The sequence below is a fragment of the Rhizobium sp. 10PS4 genome (genome assembly GCF_032464805.1).
GTDB lineage: Bacteria > Pseudomonadota > Alphaproteobacteria > Rhizobiales > Rhizobiaceae > Rhizobium > Rhizobium laguerreae.
On the sequence record NZ_JAWDIW010000007.1, the window covers coordinates 288,755 to 305,152 of the forward strand.

Annotated in this window: 17 protein-coding genes; 6 read left to right on the top strand and 11 right to left on the bottom strand. The window is 61.9% G+C overall.

Annotated elements, in window-relative coordinates:
• Positions 1 to 25: 25 nt before the first annotated feature.
• Together RWJ89_RS15930 and RWJ89_RS15935 are read right to left on the bottom strand one after the other, a co-directional pair.
• Positions 26 to 715: an orotate phosphoribosyltransferase gene (locus RWJ89_RS15930; RefSeq protein WP_003545085.1), complete on the bottom strand. Its 690-nt coding sequence runs from the start codon at positions 713 to 715 to the stop codon at positions 26 to 28.
• 72 nt (positions 716 to 787) lie between these two features.
• The gene (locus RWJ89_RS15935; RefSeq protein ID WP_131661706.1) at positions 788 to 1,444 is read right to left on the bottom strand and encodes a TetR/AcrR family transcriptional regulator; all 657 of its coding nucleotides are present in this window, start codon (positions 1,442 to 1,444) and stop codon (positions 788 to 790) included.
• A gap of 100 nt (positions 1,445 to 1,544) precedes the next feature.
• Here RWJ89_RS15935 and RWJ89_RS15940 point away from each other — a divergent pair, with 100 nt between their 5' ends.
• Positions 1,545 to 2,369 carry an NmrA family NAD(P)-binding protein gene (locus RWJ89_RS15940; protein ID WP_131663025.1) on the top strand — a complete coding sequence of 275 codons (825 nt, stop codon included), beginning with the start codon at positions 1,545 to 1,547 and terminating at the stop codon, positions 2,367 to 2,369.
• 2 nt (positions 2,370 to 2,371) lie between these two features.
• Positions 2,372 to 2,854 (top strand): anthrone oxygenase family protein, encoded by a 483-nt coding sequence (locus RWJ89_RS15945; protein WP_131639847.1) that lies wholly within the window; start codon positions 2,372 to 2,374, stop codon positions 2,852 to 2,854.
• Positions 2,855 to 3,621: 767 nt separating this feature from the next.
• Here RWJ89_RS15945 and RWJ89_RS15950 read toward each other — a convergent pair.
• The 7 genes from RWJ89_RS15950 to RWJ89_RS15980 form a co-directional block, all read right to left on the bottom strand.
• Positions 3,622 to 4,158, bottom strand: a complete 537-nt coding sequence (locus RWJ89_RS15950) for a glyoxalase superfamily protein (RefSeq protein ID WP_131663024.1) — start codon at positions 4,156 to 4,158, stop codon at positions 3,622 to 3,624.
• Between the two features lie 190 nt (positions 4,159 to 4,348).
• Positions 4,349 to 5,527, bottom strand: a complete 1,179-nt coding sequence (locus tag RWJ89_RS15955; protein WP_316031126.1) for a GGDEF domain-containing protein — start codon at positions 5,525 to 5,527, stop codon at positions 4,349 to 4,351.
• 172 nt (positions 5,528 to 5,699) lie between these two features.
• Complete coding sequence (gene pyrC / locus RWJ89_RS15960) at positions 5,700 to 6,746, bottom strand: dihydroorotase (protein WP_316031127.1); 1,047 nt, start codon at positions 6,744 to 6,746, stop codon at positions 5,700 to 5,702.
• A 72-nt stretch (positions 6,747 to 6,818) separates the two neighbouring features.
• A complete protein-coding gene (locus tag RWJ89_RS15965; RefSeq protein ID WP_163881620.1) occupies positions 6,819 to 7,451 on the bottom strand; it encodes a nucleoside triphosphate hydrolase in 633 nt (210 codons plus the stop codon).
• The gene (locus RWJ89_RS15970; RefSeq protein ID WP_003556145.1) at positions 7,448 to 8,230 is read right to left on the bottom strand and encodes an ATP-binding cassette domain-containing protein; all 783 of its coding nucleotides are present in this window, start codon (positions 8,228 to 8,230) and stop codon (positions 7,448 to 7,450) included. The genes RWJ89_RS15965 and RWJ89_RS15970 overlap by 4 nt, the downstream gene beginning before the upstream one ends.
• A gap of 2 nt (positions 8,231 to 8,232) precedes the next feature.
• Positions 8,233 to 9,297: an ABC transporter permease gene (locus tag RWJ89_RS15975; RefSeq protein ID WP_077977436.1), complete on the bottom strand. Its 1,065-nt coding sequence runs from the start codon at positions 9,295 to 9,297 to the stop codon at positions 8,233 to 8,235.
• Between the two features lie 155 nt (positions 9,298 to 9,452).
• Positions 9,453 to 10,472 (bottom strand): sugar ABC transporter substrate-binding protein, encoded by a 1,020-nt coding sequence (locus tag RWJ89_RS15980; protein ID WP_168283774.1) that lies wholly within the window; start codon positions 10,470 to 10,472, stop codon positions 9,453 to 9,455.
• A 228-nt stretch (positions 10,473 to 10,700) separates the two neighbouring features.
• Here RWJ89_RS15980 and RWJ89_RS15985 point away from each other — a divergent pair, with 228 nt between their 5' ends.
• Together RWJ89_RS15985 and RWJ89_RS15990 are read left to right on the top strand one after the other, a co-directional pair.
• Positions 10,701 to 11,948 carry an ROK family transcriptional regulator gene (locus tag RWJ89_RS15985; protein WP_222060428.1) on the top strand — a complete coding sequence of 416 codons (1,248 nt, stop codon included), beginning with the start codon at positions 10,701 to 10,703 and terminating at the stop codon, positions 11,946 to 11,948.
• On the top strand, positions 11,932 to 12,402 hold the full coding sequence (locus RWJ89_RS15990) for an RbsD/FucU family protein (RefSeq protein ID WP_168283772.1): 471 nt from the start codon (positions 11,932 to 11,934) through the stop codon (positions 12,400 to 12,402). Before RWJ89_RS15985 ends, RWJ89_RS15990 begins: the two co-directional genes overlap by 17 nt.
• 112 nt (positions 12,403 to 12,514) lie before the next feature.
• Here the strand turns inward: RWJ89_RS15990 and RWJ89_RS15995 are convergent, their stop codons facing one another.
• Positions 12,515 to 12,997: a RidA family protein gene (locus tag RWJ89_RS15995; protein ID WP_168283771.1), complete on the bottom strand. Its 483-nt coding sequence runs from the start codon at positions 12,995 to 12,997 to the stop codon at positions 12,515 to 12,517.
• Between the two features lie 19 nt (positions 12,998 to 13,016).
• Positions 13,017 to 13,451 carry a cupin domain-containing protein gene (locus tag RWJ89_RS16000; RefSeq protein WP_168283770.1) on the bottom strand — a complete coding sequence of 145 codons (435 nt, stop codon included), beginning with the start codon at positions 13,449 to 13,451 and terminating at the stop codon, positions 13,017 to 13,019.
• A 116-nt stretch (positions 13,452 to 13,567) separates the two neighbouring features.
• Here RWJ89_RS16000 and RWJ89_RS16005 point away from each other — a divergent pair, with 116 nt between their 5' ends.
• Both RWJ89_RS16005 and RWJ89_RS16010 read left to right on the top strand, forming a co-directional pair.
• On the top strand, positions 13,568 to 15,100 hold the full coding sequence (locus RWJ89_RS16005) for a winged helix-turn-helix domain-containing protein (protein WP_316031128.1): 1,533 nt from the start codon (positions 13,568 to 13,570) through the stop codon (positions 15,098 to 15,100).
• A 379-nt stretch (positions 15,101 to 15,479) separates the two neighbouring features.
• A complete protein-coding gene (locus tag RWJ89_RS16010; protein WP_131663015.1) occupies positions 15,480 to 16,154 on the top strand; it encodes a hypothetical protein in 675 nt (224 codons plus the stop codon).
• The last annotated feature ends 244 nt before the right edge of the window (positions 16,155 to 16,398 follow it).

Consider the following 16,398-nt stretch of genomic DNA (forward strand, 5'->3'; position numbering starts at 1 on the left):
GATTAAGCGAGCTTTTGTCAACTAGCTAGAGCGAAAGCTCACTAACCCCACCATTCCTTCCCGACCAGGCCAGCGGCGCATCGAGGAAGGCCTCGACCTCCGACAGCGTCTTGTCGTCGAAGAGCTTCTGCGCTTTGGCGACGGCCAGAACATTCCGCCAGGTGGCGATGTGATGCAGCCGGACCTTGCCGTCGGCAAAGCGTTGTTCGCCGAAGATGCCGTAGAAGAAGAGCGCGATGCCGTGATCGACGATGCCGCCGGCGGCACGGATGGCATCGATGAACTTGAACATGCTGCCGCCTGCTGTCGTCAGGTCTTCGATGACCAGCACCCTCGACCCTTCCGGCATATTGCCTTCGATCTGGGCGTTGCGGCCATGGCCCTTCGGCTGCTTGCGGACATAGATCATCGGCAGGCCGAGACGATCGGCCAGCAGGGCGGCGAAGGGAATGCCGGCAGTCTCGCCGCCGGCGATGCAATCGAACTGCTCGAAGCCGGCATCGCGCAGCAGGGTGCTGGCGGCGAAATCCATCACCGTCGAACGGATGCGCGGGAAGGAGAGCAGCTTGCGGCAATCGATATAAACAGGGCTCGCCATGCCGGAAGAGAGTTTATAGGGCTGGGCGGCATTGAAATGCACCGCCTTGATCTCCCAAAGCATCTTGGCCAGCAATTCGGCCATCACGGCGCGGTCGGGAAATGTGGTCTGGATCATGCGGCTCTCCTTTGGCTTGGATCCTTGCGGGAATAGCAGCAAGAGCCCGCCGTTTCCAGACGAAAGGCGGGGCTATTGCTGCAGCAGGCGGCCGATATCAACGATCTGCATCTTCTTGAACAGAGCGACTGCCTGAGCGCCCTCTTCCGCATCCAGCGACACGGCATAACGCACGGCGGCAGCAAGCAGCTGCATCGTCAGCCGGGCGATCGCGAGCAGTTCCTTCCGGTCGCGATCCGGCCATAGGCGGATAAGGACCGCGAGAAATGCCTGGGCATGGAATTCCATGTCCTCGGCATCGACCTGTTGCAGCAGCTTGTCGGTATGCGTCGCATGCCAGATGTCGCGCATGACGGGCTCGCGGCGGAAGAAGGCGTAATATTCGTCGACGATATTGGCGAGTGCGCCCTGCAGGGCCGCAGCGTCGGTCACCTTCGCCAGTTCCTCTTCGACGCACCGCCTGCCCTCTTCGTTGAAGCGCTCAGCCAATGTGCGGATGATTGAGGTCTTGTCCGGGAAATATTGGTAGAGGGCGCCGAAGGAGAGACCGGCTTTCTCGACAATCTCGCTCATCTTCAGGCCGTCGCTGCCATGGCTCTCGATCAACTGCGAGGCAACGGCGAGGATCTTTTCGAAGCGCTCGCGGCCGCGCTGCTGGCTGGGGATGCGGCGCAGCTGGCCGGTGGACTCCTGCTGACGCCTGCGCGTCGCGACCGGCTGTTCCGACATGCTTTCTCCTTTCCACGTTGACAAACAAAATAAGAGACATTATCTCATTTTGCAAATGAGAGAGTTTCTCTTGTTTTCAAAGTTTGGGAGGAGTTTTGACATGCAGACTTCCGAAATCGTCCTCGTCGGTGGATCGGGAAAGACCGGCGGCCGCATCATCAAACGCCTTGAAGAGTGCGGCCTCACCGTCCGCGCCGCATCGCGCTCCAGCGCACGGCCGTTCGACTGGGAGGACAGGTCGACCTGGCGCGGTGCGCTTGAGGGCGCATCGAGCGCCTATGTCGCCTTCCAGCCGGATCTTGCCGTCGCCTGGGCGGCGGAAGCGATCGAAGCGCTCGCCAAGGTCGCTGTGGAATGCCGTCTCGAGCATATCGTGCTGCTTTCTGGCCGCGGAGAAGAGGGCGCACAGCGGAGCGAAGCGGCACTCAAGGCCTCCGGCATAAACACCACCATCCTGCGCGCCTCCTGGTTCTGCCAGAATTTCAGCGAGGGCGCCTTCCTGGATCAAATCCTCGCGGGCCGCCTGCAATTGCCGGCGGGCGAGATCAGCGAACCCTTTATCGATGTCGACGACATCGCCGAGGCCGCGGTCGCCGCCCTGACCGATCCCGGCCATCGCAACAGGACCTACGAACTGACCGGCCCGCGAGCGCTGACATTTCGCGAGGCGGTGGCCGAAATCGCCGCGGCCACTGGGCGGCCGATCGAATATGTGCAGGTGTCGATGGCGGATTTCACCGGCGGGCTTGCGGATGCCGGCTTGCCGCAGGGCCTGGTCGATCTTCTGGAGGAGCTCTTCGGTCAGGTGCTCGATGGGCGCAATTCCAGCGTGATGGGCGGTGTCGCCGAAATTCTAGGCCGTCCCGCCACCGATTTCAGCGAATATGCCCGCCGGACCGCGGCAACCGGACTCTGGAGCGCCTGACCATGCAGATCATTCTCATCCCCTCACTCGTTGCCGCGGCGATCGGCAGCGGCCTCGTCGCCGGCATCTTCTTCGCCTTCTCGACCTTCATCATGACCGCCTTCTCGCGCATCCCGACGGAGCAAGGCATCGCGGCGATGAACTCGATCAACGTGACGATCGTCCGCTCGCCCTTCATGGGCCTCTTCGTGCCGACGGCGATCCTCTGCCTCGTCATCGCCGTGCTCACCCTGATCGACTGGCGCGGCGGGGCATCCTTTCTGATGCTGGCGGGTGCAGGCCTCTATATCTTCGCCGCCTTCCTCTCGACCATCATCTTCAACGTGCCGATGAACGATGCGCTGGCAAAGGTCGGCGGCAACGGGACGGAAGCGGTTCAGCTCTGGACCACCTATCTCAGGGACTGGACGTGGTGGAACCATGTGCGGACCATCGCCTCGCTGCTTGCCTCGGTGGCCTTCGTGCGGGCGTTGATGATCGTCTGAGGAAGGCGGAGGCATTCAAGGAGCAGCGTGGCGGCGTGTCCTTCGAGGAGATCCTGCGGATCGCGCCTTGGATGAGGCAAATTGGAGGGGCGCAGCTTCGCTCCCGCTTCGGTCACCGGCTCCGGAAAGCGCGCCAGGCGGAGATCACGGCGAGCAGCAAGAACAAGCCTGCCAAACCAGCCCACAGAGAACCGCCTTGCGTCAGGTTGTCACCCTCGGGAGTGAGGCAGCTGGATAAGGCTTGCGATATGCAATCTCGGAACTTCCAGTACCTTTCATAGAACAGCCATCCGAAAAAAATCGACAGAAGCGTTAAGACGAAGACTGGAAGGTATTTCATTTTGCTCCTCTCGGCAGGCATGCCCGCGACCCCATGGCTCCGGCGTTGCGTCCTTGTCTAGACTGGATAGCTATGGCTAGCGCCAAGAATGACGGAATGCGCGGTGACGTTCCAGCCAAACTCGTCGCCGGCGCAACGGGATACGGGGAACGGAGGCGGTCACCCACCCTCATTCCTGTGCTTGTCACAGGAATCCAGTGTGTCCAAGTCCTTGGGCACGGGAGACACTTGGAACGGCCGCAGAGTTATTCACCGCGCGGACGCGCGGTTGCTGGATTCCTGTGACGAGCACAGGAATGAGGGTGGGACATGGCGCCATCCCACGCCAGCGTCCCGGAGCGCCGGCAATCAAGAGAGCCTCATCCTTGTACATTGGAGGTGCCGCGGCTCTCATTAGCCGACGCGCGGTGAAAGGGGAGTTGACCGTCTACGTCTGCTGGCAAAAGGCGATGCGGTTGCTGAAGGGGTCGGTGACGGTCATCTCGAGGCCCCAGGGTGCTTCCTCGACGCCGGGCTTCATGTAGCGGTAGTCCTTGCCTGAGAGTTCGGCGTGATAGGCCCGCACATTGGCGACGCGGACGAAGGCCTTGGCGCCGGGGCTGGCGTCGCCGGAATGTTCGCTCAGATGCAGCGCCATGCCGTCGCGCGAGACCTGGCAATAGAGCGGGAAGTTTTCGCCGAAGCGGTGCTCCCAATCGAGATGGAAGCCGAGGAAGCCGCAATAGAATTCCATGGCCTTTTCGACCGAGAAGATGCGGAAGATCGGCATCGGCGGTTCGATGCCGATCGCGGAGCGGGAGGTGCCTGCCTCTTCTATTTTCGCCGAGAGGATATTCCATTGATCGAGCCCGAACTGCCGGGCGACGATTTCGAGCGTCTCGCTGTGGGTCAGCGAAATATCGCAGTCGGCAAGGGCCTGCCGCAGTGTCTTTGCCATGAGCTTGGCATCGCGAAAATCGCGCATGATGTCATCCTTCCGTTGGCGGCAAACAGGAAGATCAGTGCCCGCGTCTGCTGACCCGTTCGCCATCGATCGCCAAACGGCAAGGGATGTGAAGGATGTTGTCTGGATGCATTCACCATAACGCAGAAGCGTCGCGGGGCGGCTGGCCGCATCCGGCCGAAGACGATAATATGAGAGGGTTTATCAGGAATCAAGACGCGGTGCGCGTTGCCTCGACAGGAACCGCCGTGAGGTAACTGGCAAGTTCGACCCGGTTGCGGCCGGCGCGCTTGGCGACGTAGAGAGCCTTGTCGGCGGCACTCAGCATGGCGTCGAAATCCAAGCTCTTCGAGCGGCCGGGGGCGACGCCGACGCTGACCGTGCATGTCAGCACCTCGTCGTCGATATGGATCTCGCGCGCTTCGAACGCCCGGCGGATGCGCTCGGCCGTGAGTTCCGCCCGGCCGGGCATGATCTCCTTCAGCACCAGCACGAATTCCTCGCCGCCGAACCGGGCAGCGGTATCGCCGGCGCGGCAATGGGCCGAAAGTTCGCCGGCGAAGACAGTGAGCACGCGGTCGCCGGCGGCATGGCCGAAGCGATCGTTGACGGATTTGAAATGATCAATATCGAAGACGATGACGGCCGTGGTCGTTCCCATCGGGCGCGTGCCGTATTGGTCGAAGAGGGCGCGGCGGTTGAGCAGGCCGGTCAGCGGGTCGGTGATCGCATCGAGACGGTGACGGGCAGCGAGCCGCCATTGATGCAGCGCCAGCGACAGCGCGCCGATCCCGGTCATGCCGGCGATGCAGACGGCAAGGCTCAGATCTTCGGCCCAGTTGCTGGGGGCTTTGCCGAGCACCAGCTTGCCGTCTGATATCAGCACGGCGGCGCAGAGAACGAAGGAGATCGCCGTCAACGTATAAAGCGCTGTGATGCCGAGGAGCGGTGCGGGTGCTTCGGCACGGGCGAGCCAATATTGCCGGGCGGTGGCAAAGAGCAAAAGGGCGATGGCGAGATTGTCGGCGATGAAGGCCAGGCCGTCATAACCTGACAACATCGGCACGACGGAGAAGATCATCGCCGCAAGCGCACGGATCCCGATGGCGATGAGAGACACGCGGCCGGTGAGGAATTGTTTGCCTGCCCCCCAGATGGTGGCAAAACCGGCATGAAACAGCACGAAATTGCCGATGCCGAGCCATTTCTCCGGCATGCTGACATAGGCGCTATAGACGAAAATGCCGCTGACGACGAGGACAAGGCCGACGGTGGCGGTCAACAGCACGGTTTCCGAACGACGGACAAGCCAGCTGCCCATCAGCGTCACCGCAAGGCAGGCCGCGGAGACGCCGAGCGCCATCAACAGGGAGTTATAGTCAAGCATCATGCTTTCAGTCTCCGCAGCTATTGTCGCTTCGAATGGCAGCTTATCGGTCCGCGAGGAGGAATGTCTTATGCATCCGTTAACAAATGATGCACTGCACAATGCAAATGCTACGCGTTTAACATCGCGTCGAACTTTTAAATGAATATTCTATTTAAAATTGAAAACTGAAAGCTTACGCCTGCTGCATCACCTGCCAATGCAGGGGAAACATCGGATCGAACACCGTCACGGGACCGGCGCCGGTTTCAATCCTCGCGGGAAAGGCGACCGGCTCGGCCTGCCGCGACAGGGTAATGCGCTCCTCGTTCGGCTGAAGCCCATACCAGGCCGGCCCGTGCAGCGACACGAAGGCTTCGAGCCGCTCGAGGACGCCCTCCTGTTCGAAGACATGGGCGAGGCAGCTCATCGTATTGACCGAAGTATAGATGCCGGCGCAGCCGCAGGCGCATTCCTTCAGCGGATCGACATGCGGGGCGGAATCCGTGCCGAGGAAGAAGCGCGGATCGCCGCTGATGGCCGCTGCACGCAAGGCCAGCCGGTGGTTTTCGCGCTTGGCGACCGGCAGGCAATAATAATGCGGCCGGATACCGCCGACGAGGATGGCGTTGCGGTTGATGATCAGATGGTGGGTGGTGATCGAGCCGGCGAGATTGCCCTTGGCCGCCTTGATGTAATCGACGCCATCGGACGTCGTCACATGCTCCATCGTCACCTTCAGTTCCGGCAGGCGCTGCCGCAGCGGATCGAGTACGGTCTCGATGAAGACGGCCTCGCGGTCGAAGATATCGACCTCCGGCGTCGTCACCTCGCCATGGACGCAGAGCGGCAGGCCGATCTTTGCCATGCGCTCCAGCACCGGCATCGCCTTTTCCATGTCGCGGACGCCGCCATGCGAATTGGTGGTGGCGCCGGCGGGATAAAGCTTGACGGCGGTGATGAGGCCGCTGTTCTTCCCCTCCTCCACGTCATCGGGACTGGTATGTTCGGTGAGGTAAAGCGTCATCAGCGGCTGGAAATGATCGCCTTCCGGCAAGGCCTTGAGGATGCGCTCGCGATAGGCCTTGGCGTCAGCAGTGGTGACGACCGGCGGCACGAGATTGGGCATGATGATGGCGCGGGCGAAGGTGCGGCTCGTATCGGCGATCACGCCTTCCAGCATGGCGCCGTCGCGCAGATGCAGGTGCCAGTCATCAGGACGGCGGATGGTGATCGATTGCATGGCAGGCCTCCGAAGCGATGCGTCTGCGGCCTCGATAACACTATCTTTTACATGAAAACAATCGCCGCGACATCACGCCAGCGCGATCTCCAGCGTCACATCGGCCGGGCGGCGGTTTTCGAGGATCAGCCGGCCGTTCGGCAGGTCGTTGCCGTAGACCTTGGCGCTGGCGGCCTCTTCGGTCAGGTTGTAACCGCGCCAGCGCGCCCAGAGCCGCTCCTCCAGCACCTCGATCGGCGGCGCGAGCATGATCGAAAAGTCGAAGACGCCTTCGAGTTCGGCCCATTTGCCGAGCGAAAAAAGCAGATAATTGCCCTCGACGATGATGAAGCGGTGATCGGGGGAAACAGGGCGGGCCGACGCAATGGCGAGTTCACGCGAGCGGTCGAAGACCGGCACCAGAACCTCCTGATCGGCCAGCCGGACGGCGCGGATGATATCGAGGAAACCGCGAACATCGAAAGTCTCGGGGATCCCCTTGCGCGCCAGCAGGCCGCGTTCGATCAGGATGGCGTTGTCCATGTGGAAGCCATCCATCGGCAGGACTTCGGCGCTTTCGCCCCTGGCCTTCAGCGCTTCCGCCAGATTGTCGGCCATGGTCGATTTTCCGGCACCCGGCGGTCCGGCGATCGCGACCAGGAAACGCCTGGAATGGCCGGCGCGGTCAAGCACCTCGCCGGCGATTTCATCGATGCGTGCGTTCATGCGGCGACCGGCTCCGTCGGCACCGCCTTGGCGCCGGTCATGAAGGCGACGGCGTCGGACATGGTGTATTCCTTCGGATCGATCACCGTCAGCCGCCGGCCGAGGCGGTGAATATGGATCCGGTCGGCCACTTCGAAGACATGCGGCATGTTGTGGGAGATCAGCACGATCGGCAGGCCGCGGGCGCGCACGTCGAGAATCAGCTCCAGCACGCGGCGGCTTTCCTTGACGCCAAGCGCTGCCGTCGGTTCGTCCATGATGATAACCTTCGAGCCGAAGGCGGCGGCGCGGGCGACCGCGACACCCTGGCGCTGACCGCCGGAGAGCGTTTCCACCGCCTGGTTGATGTTCTGGATGGTCATCAGGCCGAGTTCGGACAGCTTGTTGCGCGCCAGCTTTTCCATGGCCGGCCGGTCGAGCATGCGGAACATGGAACCGAGCACGCCCGGTTTGCGGATCTCGCGGCCGAGGAACATGTTGTCGGCGATCGACAGCGCCGGCGACAAGGCGAGATTCTGATAGACGGTCTCGATGCCAGCGTCGCGCGCTTCCATCGGCGAGCGGAACTGCACCTGCCGGCCTTCCAGCGTGATCACCCCCTCGTCCGGGGTGACGGCGCCCGATATCGCCTTGATGAGCGAGGATTTGCCGGCGCCGTTATCGCCGATGACGGCGAGGATTTCACCCGGATAGAGGTCGAAATCGGCATTATCGAGCGCGGTCACGCGTCCATAACGCTTGACGAGACCGCGGGCGGTGAGAAGGGGTTCGCGAGCCATGATTACACCGAAACCTTTCTGATCCACTGATCGATGGCGACGGCGGCGATGATCAGCACGCCTGTCAAAAGGACTTTCCATTGCGGGTCGGCGCCGAGCATGTTGAGGCCCATCGAGACGACGCCGACGATCATGGCACCGAAGAGCGTGCCGAGAATGGAGCCGCGGCCGCCGAACAGCGAGATGCCGCCGATCACCGTCGCGGTGATCGCCTGGAGGTTAAAATCGGTCACCGCCGAGGACGGCGAGATCGAGCCGTTGCGGCCGATCGAGACCCAGGCGGCCAAGCCGGCAATGACGCCTGATATGGCGTAAACGGTGAGCAGCACCTTCTTGGTCTGAATGCCGGAGAGCTTGGCTGCCTCCGGATCGTCGCCGACGGCATAGACATGCCGGCCCCAGGCGGTGTGATTGAGGACATACCAGAGCACCAAGACGAGCAGCACCATGGCGATGACGCCGAGGGTCAGCACGGCGCTGCCGAGCTTGAAGCTCACGGCGAAAAGATGCAGCAGCGGCGCCTTTTCGTCGACGTCGGTATCGCGGATCGTCTCATTGGCGGAATAGATGAAATTCGTCGCCATGACGATGTTCCAGGTGCCGAGCGTGACGATGAAGGGCGGCAGTTTCATATAGGCGACGAGGAAGCCGTTCAGCAATCCGCAAAGGCCGCCGACGACAAGCCCGGCGACCACTGCAATCGGCGTCGGTATGCCGTAAGTGATGGCGACATTGCCCATGATAACCGCCGAGATCACCATGATGACGCCGATCGAAAGATCGATGCCGGCGGTCAGGATGACCAGCGTCTGGGCGGCGCCGAGAATACCGACGATGGCGATCTGCTGCAGGATCAGCGTCAGCGTATAGGACGAGAAGAACCGTTCGCCGATGGTGAGCCCGAAGATGATGATCGCCAGCACCAGCACGATCAGCGGCACGGCGGCCGGTGTCGAGTGGAGAAAATGCTGCGCGCGCTTGATCAGCGAGATATTCTCGTGCTCGAAGGAGGCGACGCTCTTGTCGCTGTCGTCGAGGACGCGTTCAAATTCCTGTGTTCCGGTCATGGTTCCTCCTCCGCAACCGCGCGCCGAACTCGCGCGGGGGCCGTCACCGATATCCATCCGGTCTTTGCTGAGCCGGTTCGTGAGGCGACGGCACATCGTCCGTCGAAAACGGCCGGGGATCAAGCCCCGGCCGGTCTGCTTTCAACAATCAGGGCTCAGCCCCAGCACTTGTCGGTGCCTTCCTTGGTGTCGATCGACTTGACGCCGGAAACCGGCTTGTCGGTGACGAGCGAGACGCCGGTGTCGTAGAAGGACTTGCCTTCGGTCGGCTTCGGCTTTTCACCGTTGTCAGCGAACTTCTTGATCGCTTCGACGCCAAGGGCTGCCATCATCAGCGGATATTGCTGCGAGGTGGCGCCGATGACGCCTTCCTTGACCGACTTCACACCCGGGCAACCGCCGTCGACCGAGACGATCAGCACGTTCTTTTCCATGCCGACGGCCTTCAGCGCCTGATAGGCGCCGACCGCGGCCGGCTCGTTGATCGTGTGGATGACGTTGATGCTCGGATCTTTCTGGAGAAGGTTTTCCATGGCCTTGCGGCCGCCTTCTTCATTGCCGTTGGTCACGTCATGACCGACGACGCGAGCATCGTCCTCGTCGCCGATCTTGTTCGGGTCCTTCGGATCGATGCCGAAGCCCATCATGAAGCCCTGGTCGCGCAGAACGTCGACCGTCGGCTGTGACGGGGTCAGGTCGAGGAAGCCGACCTTGGCATCCTTGGCCTTGTCGCCCATCGTTTCCTTGGCCCACTGGCCGATCAGCTTGCCAGCGAGCAGGTTGTCGGTGGCGAAGGTGGCGTCGGCGGCATCGGCCGGCTCAAGCGGCGTGTCGAGAGCGATGACCAGCAGGCCGGCATCACGGGCCTTCTTGACCGAAGACACGATGCCCTTGGTGTCGGAAGCAGCAATCAGGATGCCCTTTGCGCCGTCGGCAATGCAGCTTTCGATCGCGGCCACCTGGCTTTCGCTGTCACCGTCGACCTTGCCGGCATAGGACTTCAGCGAGACACCGAGTTCCTTGGCCTTAGCCGTCGCACCTTCCTTCATCTTGACGAAGAAGGGGTTGGTGTCGGTCTTGGTGATGAGGCAGGCGGAAATGTCAGCCGCCATCGCCGGAGCGGAAAAGGTGACACCAAGCGCGAGCGCGCCGAAAGCGAGAACAGATTTCTTCATGGAACTCCTCCCAGAGTTTGCCGGCGCCGCCCCTGCGGGGCCGGAAGCTTAAGATATGACACTTCGCCGTGGATCGCTAATGCCTCCCAGCGGTCCCGTGCCCTTGACGACGGCAATTAAGAGCGAAAAGAAATTGGCTTGTCAATAAATAAATCCAATTGAATTATTAATTCGATGTGGCATGCTCCATCGAATTAGGGCATAGGCCAACAATCGGGAGGAGCGGCCATGTCGTCCTTGGATGGACCGGCAAACATACCGGTCCCGCCACCAATTCTGAATCCGGCCGGCGGTGCAAACCAGGTCAGGGTACGAGCCTATAACGAACGGCTCGTGCTGTCGCTGGTGCGTCTCTACGGCGCGCTGTCGAAGGCCGATATCGCGCGCCGCAGCGGGCTGTCGGCGCAGACCGTCTCCGTCATCATGCGGGTGTTGGAAAAGGAAGGGCTGCTGTCGCGGGGAGAACCGGTGCGCGGCCGTGTCGGCCAGCCGTCGATCCCGATGCATCTCAACCCCGACGCCGTCTATTCCTTCGGCCTGAAGATGGGCCGGCGCAGCGCCGACCTGGTGCTGATGGATTTCGTCGGCCGCATCCGCATGCAGCTGCATAAGACCTATGCCTATCCGCTGCCGGATGAAATCCTCGCCTTCGTCACATCAGGCATCCGCGAACTCGAAGAACGGCTCGACGACAAGCAGCGCGGCCGCATTGCCGGCCTCGGCATCGCCGCGCCTTTCGAGCTCTGGAACTGGGCCGAAGAGGTCGGCGCGCCGGCCGGCGCCATGGAGGTCTGGCGGGAGATCGACCTGCAGGCCGACATCGCCTCCCGCGTCTCCCATCCGGTCTTCATGCAGAACGATGCGACCAGCGCCTGCGGCGCCGAACTGGTCTTCGGCGTCGGGCCATCCTATCCGGATTTCGTCTATTTCTTCATCGGCTCCTTCATCGGCGGCGGCATCGTGCTCAATTCGGCGATTTTTTCCGGCCGCACCGGCACGGCGGGCGCGATCGGGCCGCTGCCGGTGCGGGGCAAGAACGGCGAGACGAAGCAGCTGCTCGAAATCGCCTCGATCTTCGTGCTCGAAAACATGCTGCGCGAGCGTGGCATCGATCCCGAGCCGCTCTGGTATTCGGCCGACGACTGGGTGGATTTCGGCGAGCCGATGGAAGCCTGGATCCAGGACAGCGCCAAAGCGCTGGCGCAGGCGATCGTTGCCGCCGCCTCGATCCTCGATTTCAGCGCGGCCGTGATCGACGGCGGCTTTCCCAGCTGGGTGCGCAGCCGCGTGGTGCAGGCCACCATCGACGAAGCGGCCAAGCTCGACCTGCAGGGCGTCGTCATGCCCGAAATCATCGAGGGCGCGGTCGGCGCCCAGGCACGCGCCATCGGCGGCGCCAGCCTGCCGATCTTCGCGCGTTACCTCACCGATCAGAACGTACTCTTCAAGGAGGTAGACCATGCTGAAAGGACTTGATCCGCTGTTGAGCCCGGAGCTGCTTTTGACGCTTCGCGCCATGGGCCACGGCGACGAGATCGCGATCGTCGACGGCAATTACCCGGGCGTCGAACATGCCCGCCGGCTGATCCGGCTCGACGGCCACCGCCTCATCCCGGTTCTCAACGCCGTGCTCAGCGTGCTGCCGATCGACGATTTCGTGGCGGAGGCGATCTTCCGCTCGACCGTCAAGGCCGAGCGCGACAGGCTCGACCCCGTGCATGAGGAGATGATCGACTGCTGCGCCCGCCACGAACCGCACCGGCAGGTGGTGCCACTGATCGGCCAGGATTTCTACGGACGAGTGAAGACTGCCCATGCGGTGATCCAGACCGGCGAGCCCAGGCTCTATGCCAATATCATCCTGCGCAAGGGCGTGATCTATCCGAAGGAGGCGGACGCCCATGCCGAGGTTGATCCCTTCGTCTACTAAAGCATGATGCCGAAAGTGTGAGCGGTTATCGGACGACATCATGCTCTAACTATAATGTAGAACAGATTCGGATTTTGGGCCGACCGGGCCTAAAACCATCCTGTTCTAGCGGTCACCCGTCTATTTCGACTTCCGCTTCACAGTTTACGGGCGCATTTAAAGGGATGGCCATGCCGATGGACGAGCGGGCGTGGGCGCCAACGCTGGGGCCGTACAGCTCCAGTATCAGATCGGAATAGCCGTTTGTGACCAGCGGCGTCTCATTGAAACCCGGAGCAACATTCACCATGGCGAAGACGCGCAGCCAAGCCGTGACCCGATCAAGGTCTCCGACAGCACGTTTGAGACTGGCGAGATGGGCCAGGGCAACGAGCCGGGCTGACGCGTAACCCTGCTCTGCCGAAACATCCGCTCCGACCTTGCCAAGCGGGTCTGCCAATGTCCCATCGCGGTTGCACGCGACGTGACCCGAGATGTAAGCGCGGCTGCCGCGCAAGCGAACCCAGGCGAAGGGCATATGCAGCCCCTCGCGAACTTTCAAAGGTTCGGGCAATTCCAGACCCATTTCGGCCAGACGTTGTTCGATGATGGCCATGGTGCACCTCCCGGTGTGGTTAAGGTACGATGTTGTCGAGCTCCGGCATCAGAACGACGCTCTCGTTGGCTGCGGGGTCGTTGCGGGCACCGAGGAACTCGGCGCTTTCGGTGCTGCGATTGACGGCCACGTGGGGAACGCCGGCCGGAATGAACAGATAGTCACCGGCGTGGACCAATTCGCACCGCTCGAGCTCCGGCCCCGACCAGATCTCGATTTCTTGGCCCGCAGTCATCAGAAGGGCCGTCTCGTGTCCCTCATGGCGATGGGCCTTGGTTCGTCTGCCTGCCGGTAGCGAAATCATCCCCAGCCACAGCATGCTTGATCCGACGCTTTGTGCCGAGATGCCCGAGCGATAGACCGACCCTTGCTCGGCGACATGGCTGCCGCTCCCGCGTACGACTTTCGCGGTTAATCCGTGGGGATTTTTCGGGTGCGTTGCTTCGTTCTTCATCGCTCTCACCACTTCAGCCGCTGCACTGGAACAGACTCTGCGCGCTCGGCCGGCGCAAGTCCTGAAGCGGGGCCGAAAAATTCCGAAAAGTTGCGAAATCGCGTATCATCTCGGCCATGAACACCCAGCACCTTGCCTTCGGCCACTTCGAGTTCATTGCCGAGAACGGATGCCTGTTTCGCGACAATAGGCCTGTCGCTATCGGCGCCCGAGGTGCTTCCCTGCTTGCCGCTCTGCTTTCGGCACAGGGAGGTGTCGTCTCCAAGTCGGCCCTGATGGATGCGGTTTGGCCGGGATTGATTGTTGAGGAAAGCAATCTTTCCGTTCAGATTGCCGCTCTTCGCAAGCTGCTCGGCCCTGCATCAGACGGCAGCGAATGGATCGTCACGGTTCCGCGGGTCGGATACCGATTTTCCGGTCCTGTGGAGAGCCGGACCGACGCAGCCGAAAGCGGATGGCATGCGCAGACCAGTTCGATGCCGGCGATTGCGGTACTGCCATTCGAAAATCTCGGCGGTGATGCTGAAAGACAGTATCTGGCCGACGGTATTACCGACGACCTGATCATGGCCCTCGTTCGCTTCAGATGGTTCCGCGTCGCCTCACGTGGGGCGAGTTTCACAAGGAAGGATGGCTCGAGGGATCCGCAATCTATCGCGCGCGAACTTGGCGTCGATTTTCTGGTGGATGGAGCTATCCGGTATACCCGCGATCAGATCCGGATATCGGTGCACCTCGCCGACGCAGTGAAAGGCGCCACCGTCTGGTCCGAACATTACGACCTTCAGGTGGCCGAGGTATTTGCAGTGCAAGACGCCATCGCCGAGCGGATCGCAGCAGCGGTGGAGCCCGAGCTGCTGTTGCGTCATGGGCTTCCGATGGCTCCGCACACCGGCAACATCACTGCCTGGAACTTTGTAAGGCAAGGTACATTCAATTTCCACAAGGTCACCCAGCCCACTCACCTTGTCGCCCGGCGATTCTTCCGCGAGGCTGCGGAACTCGATCCCATGCTTCCAGAGGCGCAGATCTGGCGGGCGCGGGTCAATGCGGGCCTCATTGGCTACGGCTGGACTGATAACCCCACCGCGGACGGGAAGGAAGGATTGGATGCGGCCCTTCGGGCGATCTATCTCGATGCGCGGAACCCGTACTCGCACTATGCGCTGGCGATTGTGTCGGCTTACACAGGCAGGGCTGACCAAGCGATCCTCGCAGCGGAACGGTCCATCGAACTCGGTTCGAGTTTCGCCTTGGGGTATCTCGTCTTCGGCATGGCCAGTCTCTTTTCGGGGGATGCGGCCGGCGCGCGGCAGCCCCTGGCTCGCGGCCTCGAACTTAACCCCCATGACCCGCAGAATGGGGTTTGGTTCAGCCTTCTGATGCTTGCACTGTTCTTTTCGGGCGACGTCGAGGGCGCACTCGAAACGGGACGTACGGCGCTAAAGGCGCGGCCTGACTGGCCGGCGCTTCTGCGCATTCAGGCGTGCTGCCATATGGCCGCGGGACATCGTGAACAGGCCCGCCGCTTTGCTGCGGCTGCCAGCGACCTTTCCGAATCCGCCGGCGATGCGCTTGGTCCGTTCAGGGATGACAACAAGGAATGGGCCACCCGCCTGAACGAGCTGCTGCGAGCGGCGGAACTTTAAAACGACCGATTGGCAAAACCCGTTCAGGATCGGCGCCGAAGCAGCCTGAGGCCTTGCCATAAGGAGGCCTGCCGCTCGTCGGCCGGGATTGGCAGCCGGTGAAGACCGCCTATGCGGTAATCCAGACCGGCGGCCCAAGTTTTATGCCAACCTGCGCAAGGGTATGATCTACCCAAGGAGGCGGACGCCCAGGCGACTTTCGCCACTCGTTCGATAGATGTTATGGTGCGGTCGGTGCGTTGGCGTCCTGTCGGCCAGGCCGCCAAATCGCTCGTTAAGCCAAGTGCTGCGAACGGCACCTCAACACCAGGAGCGGACGTCGAGCGGCTGCATGGGCACGTGCGGGATTAGCCGGTGAAGCGATGAGGACACGGATCACATGGCACCTGACATGAGCGCGACTCCTCGTCGCAGCACCACCGGTTTGCGCAAGTTTCTGGATCCTGAGCAGCAGCGCGATTGGATAGAAGGCAAGGCGGACTTGATCGACGCCGAAGAGCGCGTGGAGTCCCTGGAACAGCGGTTCAAGTACGTCGCACGGTTCGAGAAGCTGCTTCGTCGCCCGCAGGCGCAAGACCTTCTGCAAATTCTCGGGGCATACGGACAAACCTGCATCCCCATCCCGCGCAAGACAGAGCGGCACTACTGGTCGGTTTCGTGCCTGCCCTCGACTTCCGACAAGCCGCTCATCCGCGTCAATGCGAGCTGGATGGAGCTTTTCACGCTCTACGCCGACGGCGAGGGTCTGCGTGCACGATTCCTGGTGCATCTTTCTGACTTCACCACGGATCATTCACCGGCGCAGGGCGATGTGGACGAGGCCTTTCTCGAGGACTGCGTCACGACGCCCGAAGACGTCGGTTACTTTTTTCCGCGCGGCGAGGACATTTTCGGCATCACTGTGAAGGGCTCGGCCTCGATCCGGAAATTCCTGGCGGAGCGCCGCATCCTGCGCGCCATCCGGACTTTCAATGTGACGCACATGAACCGAGGTCGGAACGCCTATCAGGCAAGCCACTGCTACAGCCTGGCGGACACCATGCTGGCGGGTTGATCGGCTCCGGGATGCGCCCTACCCTGGCGAGACTGCGGAGCCGGCTCGCGGTCGCCGGCGACGCGCGGATGCTGAAAAGACGCGGGGCGGCGACCGGCAGACACCATCGGATCGAAGCCTCATCCGATTTACGGGAAAGATATCCAATTCACGCAGCGAAACGCCCGCACCTTCGTCAATGCAAACGCGACATTAACCATCGAAGGTGGACGATCTTACGGACTTGTCGGTGCTGCGCAGCTTG